The sequence below is a fragment of the Nocardia sp. GP40 genome (assembly GCF_050434125.1).
Classification (GTDB): Bacteria; Actinomycetota; Actinomycetes; order Mycobacteriales; family Mycobacteriaceae; genus Nocardia; species Nocardia albiluteola.
In genome coordinates this window covers 261469-275353 of record NZ_JBNPVW010000006.1, presented here as the reverse complement: position 1 = coordinate 275353, position 13885 = coordinate 261469, and the positions used below count along the sequence as shown (strand labels likewise).

The following is a 13885-nucleotide window of genomic DNA, read 5'->3' as shown; positions in this document are numbered from 1 at the left end:
GGGGGTTATGACACTAGCGACGAGCGAAGTGCCAGGGCGCCGAAGGGAGTTGGATCCGTCCGGCGCCGTATCCGACGAGTCAGCCGGCGATCATGTTGCGCAGCACGTACTGCAGGATGCCGCCGTTGCGGTAGTAGTCCGCCTCTCCGGGGGTGTCGATGCGCACGACCGCGTCGAAGGTGATCTTGTCCCCGTTTTCCTTGGTGGCGGTCACCTTCAAGGTCTTCGGAGTCGCCCCCTCGTTCAGCTGGGTGATGCCCTCGACGTCGAAGGTCTCGGTGCCGTCCAGCTTCAGCGACGCGGCCGACTCGCCGGCCGGGAACTGCAGCGGGATGACGCCCATGCCGATGAGGTTCGAGCGGTGGATGCGCTCGAACGACTCGGTGATCACAGCCTTGACGCCCAGCAGGCGGGTGCCCTTGGCGGCCCAGTCGCGTGAGGAGCCCGAACCGTACTCCTTGCCGCCCAGCACGACCAGCGGGATGCCCGCGGCCTGGTAGTTCTGCGAGGCGTCGTAGATGAACGCCTGCGGGCCACCGGGCTGGGTGAAGTCGCGGGTGTAACCGCCCGAGACGTCGTCCAGCAGCTGGTTGCGCAGCCGGATGTTGGCGAAGGTGCCGCGGATCATCACCTCGTGGTTACCGCGGCGCGAGCCCAGGGAGTTGTAGTCCTTGCGCTGCACGCCGTGCGAATCCAGGTACTGCGCGGCCGGGGTGCCCGGCTTGATCGGACCCGCGGGGGAGATGTGGTCGGTGGTGACCGAATCGCCGAGCAGCGCCAGCACGCGCGCGCCCTTGATGTCCTCGACCGGGGTCGGTTGCAGCGGCATGCCGTCGAAGTACGGCGCCTTGCGCACGTAGGTCGAGCTCTCGTCCCACGCGAAGGTGTCGCCCTCGGGGGTGTCCAGGCCCTGCCAGCGCGCATCGCCGTCGAAGACGGTGGCGTAGGACTTGGTGAACATGTCCCGGCTGATCGCGGACTTGATGGTGTCGTCGATCTCCTGCGGCGAGGGCCAGATGTCCTTCAGGAAGACGTCGTTGCCGTTGCCGTCCTTGCCCAGGGCGTCGGTCTCGAAGTCGAAGTCCATCGTGCCCGCCAGGGCGTACGCGATGACCAGCGGCGGCGAGGCCAGGTAGTTCATCTTCACATCGGGCGAGATGCGGCCCTCGAAGTTACGGTTGCCCGAGAGCACCGCGGTGACCGACAGGTCGTTGTCGTTGACGGCCTTGGAGATCTGCTCCGGCAGCGGTCCGGTGTTGCCGATGCAGGTGGTGCAGCCGAAACCGCCCACGTAGAAGCCCAGCTTCTCCAGGTACGGCCAGAGGCCGGCCTTCTCGTAGTAGTCGGCGACGACCTGCGAGCCCGGGGCCATATTGGTCTTCACCCACGGCTTGGAGGCCAGGCCCTTCTCGACCGCGTTGCGGGCCAGCAGCGCCGCGCCGATCATGACCGACGGGTTCGAGGTGTTGGTGCAGGAGGTGATGCCCGCGACCACGACGGCGCCGTGGTCAAGCACGAAGTCACCGCGCTCGGGATCGGAGACATTGACCGGCTTGGACGGACGCCCGGTGTTGCCGTTGGCGGCGGTCGGCACCCGAGTGTCGTCGGTTGCGGTGCCCGAGGCGACCGGGTCGCTGGCCGGGAAAGACTCCTCGATCGCCTCGTCCAGCGCGGTGTGCGGGACGGGGTCGTTGGTGTAGTTGCGGATGTCCCGGCGGAAGGCGGACTTGCTGTCCGACAACAGGATTCGGTCCTGCGGGCGCTTCGGGCCGGCGATGGACGGCACCACGGTGCCCAGGTCCAGCTCCAGGTACTCCGAGTACGCGGGCTCGTGGTCCGCGTCGTGCCACAGGCCCTGCTCCTTGGCGTACGCCTCGACCAGCGCGAGCTGCTCGTCGGTGCGGCCGGTCAGGCGCAGGTAGTTGATGGTCTCCTCGTCGATCGGGAAGATCGCCGCGGTGGAACCGAATTCGGGGCTCATGTTGCCCAGAGTGGCGCGGTTGGCCAGCGGCACCTCGGCCACGCCCTTGCCGTAGAACTCGACGAACTTGCCGACCACACCGTGCTTGCGCAGCATGTCGGTGACGGTGAGCACCACGTCGGTGGCGGTGACGCCCGGCTCGATCTCGCCGGTGAGCTTGAAGCCGACCACGCGCGGGATCAGCATCGACACGGGCTGGCCCAGCATGGCCGCCTCGGCCTCGATGCCGCCGACGCCCCAGCCCAGCACGCCCAGGCCGTTGACCATCGTGGTGTGCGAGTCGGTGCCGACGCAGGTGTCCGGGTAGGCCTGGCCGTTGCGGACCATGACGGTGGGGGCCAGGTACTCGATGTTGACCTGGTGCACGATGCCGACGCCCGGCGGGACGACCTTGAAGTCGTCGAACGCGCCCTGGCCCCAGCGCAGGAACTGGTACCGCTCGCCGTTGCGCTGGTACTCGAGGTCGACATTGCGCTCGAGCGCATCGGCGGTGCCGAAGACGTCGAGGATGACCGAGTGGTCGATGACCATGTCGGCGGGGGAGAGCGGGTTGACCTTGCTCGGGTCGCCACCGAGGGCGGTGACGGCCTCGCGCATGGTGGCGAGGTCGACGATGCAGGGCACGCCGGTGAAGTCCTGCATGATCACGCGCGCGGGGGTGAACTGGATCTCGGTGTTCGGCTGGGCCGAGGGATCCCAGTTCGCAATGGCGCGGATGTGGTCGGCGGTGATGTTGGCGCCGTCCTCGGTGCGGAGCAGGTTCTCCGCGAGGACCTTGAGGGCGTAGGGGAGTTTCTCGGTGCCGGGCACGGCGGAGAGGCGGAAGATCTCATACGACCGATCTCCGACCTCGAGGGTGCCCTTGGCGCCGAATGTATCGATGGTCGTCATACGTTCAGCTCCACTCGTCGGTGAGGGTGCCACCGGCGGGGCTGTGCCGGTGGCTTCCATTCGAGGAGCACACTAGCTGCGCGTCCTCACGTTCCGAACTCTAACAGTACGCTTGTCCTGTGAAATGCCCGGGGGCTCTCCGGCGCGGCGTGCCGCCATCCATCATGCCCCGGTCGCGTAGTGTGCACCCAGACCTTTCGGCGTTGCCCAGCGCGTCGATGCGATGACCAGTGTTGGATGCCGGTCGCCCAGGCGGGCGGCCCGACAAGACCGGATGGAAGATGACCGTCACCCTCACAAGGGCATTCACCCCTATGGCCGCGGAGATCCCGCCCAAGGTCGATGTGGACACCGTCATGGTGGATCTGGCGGCCGATCACGTCTCGGTGCCCGAGGGTAAGTACGACCAGGCGGCTCCGCTGCAGGACATCGTCGCCGACGCACGCGCGCACGGCATTCCGCTGAGCATCGTGGTGGTCGAGGGCAATCCGGCGCGCGAATCCGATCTGCGGGACGTGGCCACCGAGGTCGGCAAGCAGGAGCACGGCACGGTCGTGGTGCTCAGCGACAGCTGGGTGGGCACCTACAGCGATCACTTCACCCGGGCCCGCCTGGAGTGGGCCGAGGACAACGCCAAATACACCAGCGGGCACTCCTCGGTCGCCGCGCGCATCGTCGTGGACCACCTCGAGACGGCTGAGCCGGTGTCCTGGACGGCCATCACCTGCGTGCTCCTCGTGGGTACCGCGGTCGCGTGCGGCGGGTTGTACGTCATCAAGGCGCGGCGGGCGGCGCGCGAACAGGGCTGAGCCCTCCGTCTGAACCGGTGCGCGGCGTAGTGCGCCACGACATGCCCTCTTGCAGGCCGTGCCATGCGATGCGCGGCCTCGCGGTTCGGGGATGCGGTATCGGGACCGCGACCCGCCCGAACGTCCGGTCTGTTTTCGCGGGCAAATCCTGTGCTCTATCTGGCTATTGATGGGCAATCGTAAAATTACGCGAATGTGATTCCGTCGTCCTTGTTCTCCTAGGGGCTCGTGTGTCGTACGGTTTTGAATGACACTCTTGGGGAAGAAGTGTCACAAGGGCTTGTAGGTACTGGTGGTGAGCAGAGATATCACTGGTTCCTATGAGGCGATGATGCTCGGCCGTCGCCCCAGGGGACAGTCCAGGTGACGCTTCGTTCCCGGGATCCGCGGTGGATTCGAGGGAGGTGGGTGCGCGTGACCGGCACACGGCGAAGGGGGGCATCCCGGATCGCTCTGGGATTGCTGATTAGCGTCGCGACGTTCGTCGTGGCGGTGCCCGTTGCGGGCGCGGTGCCACCGCCCCCGCCCAATCCCAGCGACGGCGACATCGCCGCGGCCGCGGGCCAGGTCGACGACGGAGTCAACGAGGTCGGTGCGCTGATCAACGACGTCGCCTCGGTCGGCCAGCAGATCCAGCAGCTCGACTCCGTCGTCGCGACCAAGCGCGAGGCCGTCAACAAGGCGCTGGTGGACCTGGAGACCGCGCGCGGCGCGGCCGACACCGCCGCGACCGCCGCGACCAGCGCCCAGCACGCGCTCACCGCCTGCGGAACCGCGCTTATGCAGGCGCGCAACAACTTCGACAAGTTCGCAATCCAGGCCTACGAGAGCCCCGGCTCGAATTCGATGGTCAGCTACCTGTCCGGCGGCGGGAACCCCAGCCAGGCCCTGGACCGGGCCCAATTGCTCAGTGCCGCCTCGAAATCCGCGGATGACGCACTGAACGGCATCCGGCGCGCCCAGGTTCAGCGGGCGAACGCCGACTCGGCCGCGCGCGCGGCCAAGCAGGCCGCCGACTCCGCCGCCGCGGCCGCCGAGGCGAAGAAGTCCGAGGCCGAGGATGCCGTCGCCACCGCCACGGCCGCGGTGGATGCGGAGACCGCCCAGCGGGATGCCCTGACCCAGCAGCGCGACGTGGCCCAGCAGCGCCTGGACGCCGCGCGGCAGCGGGTGTCCGGACTGCAGGGCGAGCGCGCGGCCTACGAGGCCTGGGATCAGCAGCGCCGCGACGAGGAGATCGCCGCCGCTGCCTCGGCCGCGGCCGAGGCGGTGCGCGCCGCCGCCGACGCCGCGGCCCGCGAACGCGCCCAGGAGCTCAACGACGGCCAGAGCTCCCGGACCGAGCTGGACGATTCCCCGCCGTCGCACCGGTCCATGACCCAGCCGTCCCGCCCGGCGGGCAGCGCGGCCCAGCTGATCGAGATCGTGGTGGACCGCGCGATGTCCCAGCTCGGCGTCACCTATGCCTGGGGCGGCGGCAACGCCGACGGCCCGACCAAAGGCATCCGCGACCACGGCGTCGCCGACCGGTACGGCGACTACAAGAAGGTCGGCTTCGACTGTTCGGGCCTGATGATGTACGCCTTCGCGGGTGCGGGCATCTCGCTGCCGCATTACAGCGGGTACCAGTATCAGATGGGCAAGCGGTTGCCGGTCGCCCGGCGGCAGCGCGGGGACATGCTGTTCTGGGGCCGCGGCGGCAGCGAGCACGTCGCGCTGTATCTGGGCGACGGAAAGATGATCGAGGCCCCCGAATCCGGTGACGTGGTGAAGATTTCGGCGGTGCGCGTGAAGGGCATGATGCCGAATGCGGTGCGGCTGATCACCTGAAAGGGCGCTGTCGGCGAAGCCGCCGATAGACGCTGCGCATGGCCGGAGCGAATGCGGAGGTACGCGTAGGGCAATAGAACTCGCAGCCCGGTTGCGGCATCATTTGCCGGAACCTGGAATAGTTGTGGCAGCACGCACAAAGACCAAGGCGAAAGCGGGGAGTTTGGTGACTTCGACGGATGGTGCAGGCGCAGTGGATTCGGTGACGGATACGCCCGAGCCGGCGCCGAACACCCTCGAGCGCGATGTCCAGACCCTGGAGAAGGCGATCTACGAGGTAAAGCGGGTCATCGTCGGGCAGGACCGGCTGGTCGAGCGGCTGCTCGTCGGCGTGCTCGCCCGTGGCCACGTGCTGCTCGAGGGTGTGCCGGGTATCGCCAAGACGCTCGCGGTGGAGACCTTTGCCAAAGTCGTCGGCGGCTCGTTCTCGCGCGTGCAGTTCACCCCCGACCTGGTGCCCACCGACCTCGTCGGTACCCGCATCTATCGCCAGGGCCGGGAGGAATTCGATACCGAGCTCGGCCCGGTCGTCGCGAATTTCGTGCTTGCGGACGAAATCAACCGCGCGCCCGCCAAGGTGCAGTCCGCGCTCCTCGAGGTGATGGCCGAGCGGCACGTGTCGATCGGCGGCAAGACCTATCCGATGCCGGATCCGTTCCTGGTCATGGCCACCCAGAACCCGATCGAGAGCGAGGGCGTGTACCCGCTGCCCGAGGCGCAGCGCGACCGCTTCCTGTTCAAGGTGGTCGTCGACTACCCCTCGCTCGAGGAGGAGCGGGAGATCATCTACCGGATGGGCGTCACCCCGCCGGAGCCCAAGAACGTGCTGCATCCCGAGGAGCTCATCCGCCTGCAGAAGCTGGCGGCGAACACCTTTGTGCACCACGCCCTGGTGGACTATGTGGTCCGGGTCATCGCCGCGACCCGCACGCCCGCCGAATTCGGGCTGAACGACGTCGCGGGATGGGTCGCCTACGGTGCCTCGCCGCGCGCGAGCCTGGGCATCATCGCCGCCGCGCGCGCCGTCGCGCTGATCCGCGGGCGCGATTACGTCGTGCCGCAGGATGTCGTGGAGGTCATCCCGGACGTGCTGCGGCACCGGCTGGTGCTCTCGTACGATGCGCTGGCCGACGAGGTGAGCCCCGACGACGTGATCCGCCGCGTGCTGCAGACGGTCGGACTGCCGCAGGTCGCCGCGCAGGCCAACGCCCCCGCCCCGGCCCAGGGTCCCGCGCCGGCCGTGCCGATGCCACCGGTCGCGGGCCAGCCCGGGCTCTCGCAGCCGGCCATGCCACAGCCGCCCATGCCGCCGGTGCCGAACGGCCAGAGCGTCGGCCAGTCGCAGCGATAGGGCGTGAGGCTGAAGGATTCGGTTGCGCCAGTGACTATTTCCGCAAACGTCCCCTCGCACGCGCCGCCCTCGTTCGCGGCCGGTGCTCTCACCGATCCGCGCCTGACCGCCGCGCTGCGCACCCTCGAGCTGACGGTGCGCCGCCGGCTCGACGGCGTGCTGCACGGTGATCACCTCGGCCTGATTCCCGGTCCCGGGTCCGAGCCGGGCGATGCTCGGCTCTACCAGCCGGGTGACGATGTGCGCCAGATGGATTGGTCGGTCACCGCCCGTACCACCCATCCGCACGTGCGGCAGATGATCGCCGACCGGGAGCTCGAGACTTGGCTGGTCATCGACCTGTCGGCCAGCCTCGACTTCGGCACCGGGGGGTGCCAGAAGCGCGATCTGGTGGTGGCGGCCTCGGCCGCGGTCACTCATCTGACCAGTGGCGGCGGCAATCGTATCGGCGCCATCGTGGCCACCGGCGAGCAGTTGGTGCGCATACCCGCGCGCAGCGGGCGGGTGCACGCGCAGGCGATGCTGCGCCGCATCGCCACCACCCCGCACGCCTCGGACGGCGTCCGGGGCGATCTGCGCGGCGCGATCGAGTCGCTGCGGCGCCCGCAGCGCAAACGCGGTCTGGCCGTTGTCATTTCGGACTTCCTAGGCGACATCGATTGGCAGCGTTCGCTGCGCGCGATCTCGGGCCGCCACGACCTGCTCGGGGTGGAGGTGCTCGATCCGCTGGATCTGTCGCTGCCCGATGTCGGCGATGTGGTGCTGCACGATCCCGAGACCGGCCACACCCGGGAGTTCTCCGTAACCCCCGCGCTGCGAACCGATTTCGCGCGCGCGGCCCAAGCGCACCGGGAACAGGTGGAGGAGGAGTTGCGCAGCTGCGGCGCTCCGGTGATGGCGCTGCGCACCGACCGGGACTGGATCGCCGACGTCGTCCGGTTCGTGTCCGCCCGCCGCCACACGTTCGGCGCCCCGAGCGGGCAGGTGCCCCGACAGTGAACGTAGCGAAGCGGAGTGAACCCATGAGTCAGCGTGCTCTGCTCACGTCGGAGCCGAGCGCCGGCGAGGCGCAGTGAACGTAGCGAAGCGGAGTGAACCAATGAGCCTGCGTGCGATGCGCACGTCGGAGCCGAGCGCCGGCGAGGCGCAGTGAACGTAGCGAAGCGGAGTGAACCAATGAGCCTGCGTGCGATGCGCACGACGGAGCCGAGCGCCAGCGAGGCGCAGTCGTGAGCATTTCTCATTTCACTGCGGCCGTATGGCTCGCGTTCCTCATCGTGGTGGCCGCGATCGCGATCCTGTACGCGATCGTGCAGCGCCGACGCAAGAAACAGATGCTCCGGTTCTCCAATATGGAGGTGCTGGAGCAGGTGGCGCCGAGGCGGACCAATCCGTTCCGGCACGCGCCGATCGCGCTGATGCTGGTGGGCCTGATCTGCTTCACCATCGCCGCGGCCGGGCCGACCGCCCTGCAGAAGGTGCCGCGAAACCGCGCCACCGTGATGCTCACCATCGACGTGTCGTTGTCGATGGAGGCCACCGACGTGACGCCGAGCCGCATCGCGGTCGCCAAGCAGGCGGCCAAGAAGTTCGTCGACGGGCTCACCAACGGCATCAACGTCGGGCTGGTCACCTTCGCCGGGACCGCCTCGGTGCAGGTGTCGCCGACGACGAACAAGGAAGCGGTCAAGGCCGCGATCGACAACATGAAGCTCGCCGAGCGCACCGCGACCGGCGAGGGCATCTTCGCCTCCCTGCAGGCGATCGACACGTTGGCCTCGGTGCTGGGCGGGGCGTCCTCGCCGCCGCCCGCGCAGATCGTGCTGATGTCCGACGGCAAGCAGACCGTGCCGCAGGACACCGACGTGGACAATCCGCGGCACGGCTTCGTCGCCGCGCGGCTGGCCAAGAGCAAGGGGATTCCGGTCTCCACCATCTCGTTCGGGACCACGTGGGGTTCGGTTCAGATTCCCGATACGGACGGTCAAGGCTCGCAAGAGGTCAAGGTGCCGGTCGACGACGCAGCGCTGCACAAGATCGCGGATCTGTCCGGGGGGTCGTTCTTTACGGCGTCGAGCCTGGGCGAACTCACTCACGCGTACGACAAACTTGACGAGCAGATCGGGTACGAGATGAAGTGGGGAGATGCCAGCAGACCGTGGATGATCCTCGCGGGGCTGTTGTTCGCCTGCGGTGTGGTTACGAGTCTCGTAGTGCGCCAGCGGATTCCATAGATCGCACTCGCCTCACAAAGTTGTTGGGTCCGGGGCCACCGTGGAACTTGGATTCGATGCTCGTTCGGTTGCCTGGTGTCCTGACTGCTGACCGGCTGGAGCGGGTCGATCTCTCAGAGGTGCTGCTGGGCCGTGGGCGCATCCCGGTGTCCCCGGATTCGGGACCGATCACGGGCAGGCCCGCCGCATCTGTGGCAGCGGCCGACACCACAACCCCCGGAGTAGGCGATGGGGGTGAGACCCGTTAAGTTGGGCACTATGCCTACAACTTCCAGGTCGGTACTCGTGACGGGCGGCAATCGCGGCATCGGGCTCGCGGTCGCGCAGCGGCTGGCCGCCGACGGACACAAGGTCGCCGTTACCCACCGCGGTTCGGGTGTGCCGGAGGGACTTTTCGGCGTGAAATGCGATGTGACTGATGCAGAATCAGTCGATCGGGCGTTCTCCGAGGTGGAGGCGCATCAGGGGCCCGTCGAGGTCGTCGTCGCCAATGCGGGCATCGTGGACAACGTCCTTTTCATGCGCATGAGCGAGGAGTCGTTCTCGAAGGTTATCGATGCCAACCTGACCGGCGCATGGCGAGTCGCTCAGCGAGCCAACCGCAATATGCTCAAGAACCGGTTCGGCCGCGTCATCTTCCTCGGCTCGGTGGTCGGCCAGATCGGTGCGCCGGCGCAGGTCAGCTATGCGGCGGCCAAGTCCGGTCTGGTCGGCATGGCTCGCGCGATCACACGTGAGGTCGGCAAACGCAACATCACCGCCAATGTGGTTGCGCCCGGCCTGATCGACACCGACATGACCCGCGACGAGATGACCCCGGAGATGCGCAAGACCGCGCTCGATTTCATCCCCGCGGGGCGGATCGGCCAGGCCGAGGACGTCGCGGGTGTGATCAGCTTCCTCGCCTCGGACGACGCCTCGTACATCTCCGGCGCGATCATCCCGGTCGACGGCGGCATGGGTATGGGGCACTGACCTCCCATCAACCCAGATGTGATCGGAATCCGCAGCGCGCCAAGGATTCCTGTCGAGGACGGTAGCGGTGTAAGGCACCGAGCCGTTCGCACGTATTGTCCGGAATGACATTTCGGGACCGTATTTCCGGACGGACCCGCATAATCCACGCAGACTCACCGAGGAGAACCGACAACTCATGGGCGGATTGCTCGAAGGCAAGACCGTACTGATCACCGGCATCATCACCGATTCGTCGATCGCGTTCCACGCGGCGGCGGTCGCGCAGGAACAGGGCGCGAAGGTGATCATCACGGGTATTCCGGAGCGGCTGCGGCTGATCGACCGGATCGCCAAGAGGTTGCCGCAGGAGGTCCCCCCGGCCATCGGGCTCGATGTCACCAATGAGGACGATCTGGCGAGCTTGGCCGAGCGGGTTCGCGAGCATGCGCCCGAGGGCGTGGACGGCGTGCTGCACTCGATCGCGTTTGCGCCGCGCACCCTGATGGGCCCCGAGGCGCTGCCGTTCCTGGACGGCCCGGGCTCGGATGCGGCCAAAGCCTTCGAGATCTCCGCGTGGAGCTACGCCTCGCTGGCGCGCGCGGTGCTGCCCGCCATGAACGAGGGCGGCTCCATCGTCGGCATGGACTTCGATCCGCGCACCGCGATGCCGTACTACAACTGGATGGGCGTGGCCAAGGCCGCCCTGGAATCGGTGAACCGGTACGTCGCGCGGGAGGTGGGTGAGGCCAAGCGGATCCGCTCGAACCTCATCGCCGCGGGCCCGATCAAGACCCTCGCCGCGAAGGCGATCGCCGGTACCGCCACCGACGACGCCAAGCAGCTGAACATGCTCAACACCTACTGGGACGGCGCCTCGCCGATCGGCTGGGACGTGGACGACCCGACGGTCGTGGCCCGGTCCATCGTCACGCTGCTGTCCGACTGGCTGCCCGGCACCACCGGCTCGATCATCTACGTCGATGGCGGCGCCAGCCACAACACCTGGTTCCCCGCGGACTTCGCGGGGAACTGAGCCTGGCGCGGCACACCATGGGATTCGATGCCCTGCTGTTGCTTTCGTTCGGCGGCCCCGAGCGCCCCGAGGACGTGATGCCGTTCCTGGAGAACGTCACCCGGGGCCGGGGCGTGCCGCGCGAACGTCTCGACGAGGTCGCCCAGCACTACCTCCACTTCGGCGGCGTCTCGCCGATCAACGGGCTCAACCGCGACATCATTGCCGCGCTCGAGGCCGAGTTCGCCACGCGCGGAATCGATCTGCCGGTGTATTTCGGCAATCGCAACTGGCATCCGATGGCGGAGGAGACCGTTGAGCGGATGCGGGCGGACGGCATCGGTGCGGCGCTGGTCTTCCCGACCTCGGCCTGGGGCGGATACTCGGGCTGCCGTCAATACGACGAGGACATCGTGCGGGCGCGCGTGGCGGTGCCGGACGCGCCGGAGCTGGTGAAGCTGCGCCAGTACTTCGATCATCCGCTGCTGATCGAGGCATTCGCGGACGCGATTCGCGAAGCGGTGGAGCAACTTCCGGCCGATCGCCGGGATCGGGCCCGGCTGGTGTTCACCGCGCATTCGATCCCGGTGTCCGCGGACGCCGCCGCCGGTCCGCCCGCCGACGGCGGGCAACTGTACAGTCGTCAGGTCGCCGAGGCGGCCCGCTTGTGCGCCGCGGCAACCGGATTCGCGGAGTACGACCTGGTCTGGCAGTCCCGTTCGGGCCCGCCGCAGGTGCCGTGGCTGGAGCCGGACATCGTCGACCACCTGGATACGTTGTCCGGCAAGGGGATCGACACGGTCGTGGTATGCCCGGTCGGCTTCGTCTCGGACCATCTCGAGGTCGTCTGGGACCTGGACAACGAGGCGAAGGAGCGGGCCGCGGAGCTGGGCATGGCCTTCGCCCGCGCCGCCACTCCCGGCGCCGACCCGCGCTTCGCGCGAATGATCGCCGAGTTGGTGACCGAACATCTCGCCGGCGCGCAGCCGCGTCGCTTGGGCGCGGTGCCCGGCTACGGCTGCACCGTGAACGGCGCGGCGTGCGCCGTCGGCTGCTGCGAGCCGCCTCGCCGAACCCGGTAGTCCGGCAGACCTTACGAAACCTTGTGGGGTGAGCGCACGTTGCGGCTCGGGGGAAGTCGAGCCGCAACGCCGACCTTGTTCGAACCGTCCGGTGAACCCACCTCGGGAGCGACCTAGCTGTCCCGGGATCGGTACAGCCGCACTGGCGCCCGCCGCATTGCGGCATCGTACCCGCCGACCGGCTGCTCGGGCAGCGTTGAATCCTCCAGGGGAGGAACGACATTGCCGTGCGTGCCCGGTGCAGGCACGTTCGTGAACGGCGGCCCGGCGGGAAGTCGAGCCGCACCGAGGTTTCCCTGTCGGGGATGCTTCGGTGACGTCGTTACTTTCGTCGGCGCTGCCGCGCTGAACTGTGCAACTCTGTCGGTGTGGAACCTTGTGACATTGCCTGGAACCTTGTGGCACTGCCGAACTTTCAACGTTGCTATCAGCTTATGGACGAGCGACTGCCCGCACCCGAGTAGGCAACTACTCGAATCTCGTTACCCAGTTGTGTCATCGGTACCTGAGTGGCGCACTACTCGGGCCGGGCGCGGGTCGCCGCGCTATTTCGGATTGTCTGATGTACGCGGGCCGGTGCCGCACTTGTGCAGGTTGCAGGGGAGGTAGCCGTTGTCCAGCCCGCTGGCCGGCTGGTAGGTGTCGACGTGTGCCGCGGCCGTGCCCACCCCCGTGATGGAGCCGAGCGTGATGATCGCGGCCGCGGCGGTGAGTGCCTTGCGCATGATGCCTACCTCTCGTCGAGTAGATATCGGATGCGCATTCGGAAAACCACACATAGCTGGCAATTCTCCGAGTAGCCGAGAGTAAACGGGTGCGCGCGCCCGTCCATCGGCCGGTCGTGGCCCCGGGGAGCGCCCGATATTCATGGGATGTTTGAATGAGTGCGGTTCCGTCGAGCCGCTGCCGCACCTCCCGGCGGCGGATCGGGAGTGCGGAGCGGCGGTTCGGTGGAGACGATGAGGGACGGTGGGCGCCGGTGACGGCACTGCAGGCGGGCGAGCTGCTGGGTGTCGGCTTCGCGGCGGGTGTGGTCAGCGTGCTGGTCAGCCTCGCCTCGCTCGTCTCCTATCCGGCCCTGCTGGCGCTGGGACTGCCGCCCGTCGCGGCGAACGTCACCAACACCGTGGCCCTGGTGTTCACCGGGTTGGGTTCGACGGCCGGATCCAGGTCGGAGCTGGCGGGCAAGGGCGGCGTGGTGCTGCGCCTGGGCCTGCTGGCAGCCCTCGGCGGCACGGTCGGCGCGGTGCTGCTGCTGGTCGCGCCGGCCTCGTCGTTTCAGGTCGTGGTGCCGTTCCTGATCGGCGGGGCGTCGGTGTTCCTGCTGGCGCAGCCGCGGCTGGCCCGGATGCGCGCGAGGTACGGCGGCGCGGATCGGCGGCGGTACACGATCGGGCTGCGGGTGGTGCTGTTCGCGGCGGCGATCTATGCGGGATATTTCGGCGCGGCGGGCGGCATTCTGATCCTGGCCATCCTCACCGCCATGTATCCCGGATGGACGCCGCAGCAGGTGAACGCCGTGAAGAACACGGTCGGTATGTGCGCGAACGGCGCGGCCGCGGTGGGATTCGCGCTATTCGGACCGGTGCACTGGGCGTTCGTGCTTCCGCTCGGGCTCGGATTCCTCACCGGGGGCTGGGTCGGGCCGGTGATCGCGCGCCGGTTGCCGAGCGGCGTGCTGCGCGTGGTCGCCGCGACCTGTGGTATCGCGATGGCCGTGAAATTCGCGCTGTGAGGG

General features: G+C 68.1%; 11 protein-coding genes. 9 read left to right on the top strand and 2 right to left on the bottom strand.

All coding sequences use genetic code 11. From position 1 onward, the window contains the following. Positions 1–79: 79 nt before the first annotated feature. Entirely contained in the window at positions 80–2872 is a 2793-nt protein-coding gene (locus ABH933_RS20200; protein WP_429423745.1) for an aconitate hydratase, read from the bottom strand. A 281-nt stretch (positions 2873–3153) separates the two neighbouring features. Between ABH933_RS20200 and ABH933_RS20195 the strand changes: the two genes are divergently transcribed. From ABH933_RS20195 to ABH933_RS20160, 8 genes are all read left to right on the top strand, one after another. Beyond that, on the top strand, positions 3154–3681 hold the full coding sequence (locus ABH933_RS20195; RefSeq protein ID WP_429423744.1) for a DUF6676 family protein: 528 nt from the start codon (positions 3154–3156) through the stop codon (positions 3679–3681). Positions 3682–4140: 459 nt separating this feature from the next. Beyond that, positions 4141–5511 (top strand): NlpC/P60 family protein, encoded by a 1371-nt coding sequence (locus ABH933_RS20190; RefSeq protein WP_429423743.1) that lies wholly within the window; start codon positions 4141–4143, stop codon positions 5509–5511. Positions 5512–5704: 193 nt separating this feature from the next. Then, positions 5705–6862 (top strand): AAA family ATPase, encoded by a 1158-nt coding sequence (locus ABH933_RS20185; protein ID WP_308166776.1) that lies wholly within the window; start codon positions 5705–5707, stop codon positions 6860–6862. A 30-nt stretch (positions 6863–6892) separates the two neighbouring features. After that, positions 6893–7861: a DUF58 domain-containing protein gene (locus ABH933_RS20180; RefSeq protein ID WP_429423742.1), complete on the top strand. Its 969-nt coding sequence runs from the start codon at positions 6893–6895 to the stop codon at positions 7859–7861. 230 nt (positions 7862–8091) lie between these two features. Then, complete coding sequence (locus ABH933_RS20175; RefSeq protein ID WP_429423741.1) at positions 8092–9096, top strand: VWA domain-containing protein; 1005 nt, start codon at positions 8092–8094, stop codon at positions 9094–9096. Between the two features lie 258 nt (positions 9097–9354). Next, entirely contained in the window at positions 9355–10071 is a 717-nt protein-coding gene (gene fabG1 / locus ABH933_RS20170) for a 3-oxoacyl-ACP reductase FabG1 (RefSeq protein WP_429423740.1), read from the top strand. A 178-nt stretch (positions 10072–10249) separates the two neighbouring features. Further along, positions 10250–11086, top strand: a complete 837-nt coding sequence (gene inhA / locus ABH933_RS20165; RefSeq protein ID WP_429423739.1) for an NADH-dependent enoyl-ACP reductase InhA — start codon at positions 10250–10252, stop codon at positions 11084–11086. Between the two features lie 17 nt (positions 11087–11103). Next, positions 11104–12147 (top strand): ferrochelatase, encoded by a 1044-nt coding sequence (locus ABH933_RS20160; RefSeq protein WP_429423738.1) that lies wholly within the window; start codon positions 11104–11106, stop codon positions 12145–12147. Positions 12148–12692: 545 nt separating this feature from the next. Here the strand turns inward: ABH933_RS20160 and ABH933_RS20155 are convergent. Continuing rightward, positions 12693–12872 carry a hypothetical protein gene (locus ABH933_RS20155; RefSeq protein WP_429423737.1) on the bottom strand — a complete coding sequence of 60 codons (180 nt, stop codon included), beginning with the start codon at positions 12870–12872 and terminating at the stop codon, positions 12693–12695. 254 nt (positions 12873–13126) lie between these two features. On the opposite strand from ABH933_RS20155, the gene ABH933_RS20150 reads away from it, so the two are divergent. After that, the gene (locus ABH933_RS20150; protein WP_429423736.1) at positions 13127–13882 is read left to right on the top strand and encodes a sulfite exporter TauE/SafE family protein; all 756 of its coding nucleotides are present in this window, start codon (positions 13127–13129) and stop codon (positions 13880–13882) included. The last annotated feature ends 3 nt before the right edge of the window (positions 13883–13885 follow it).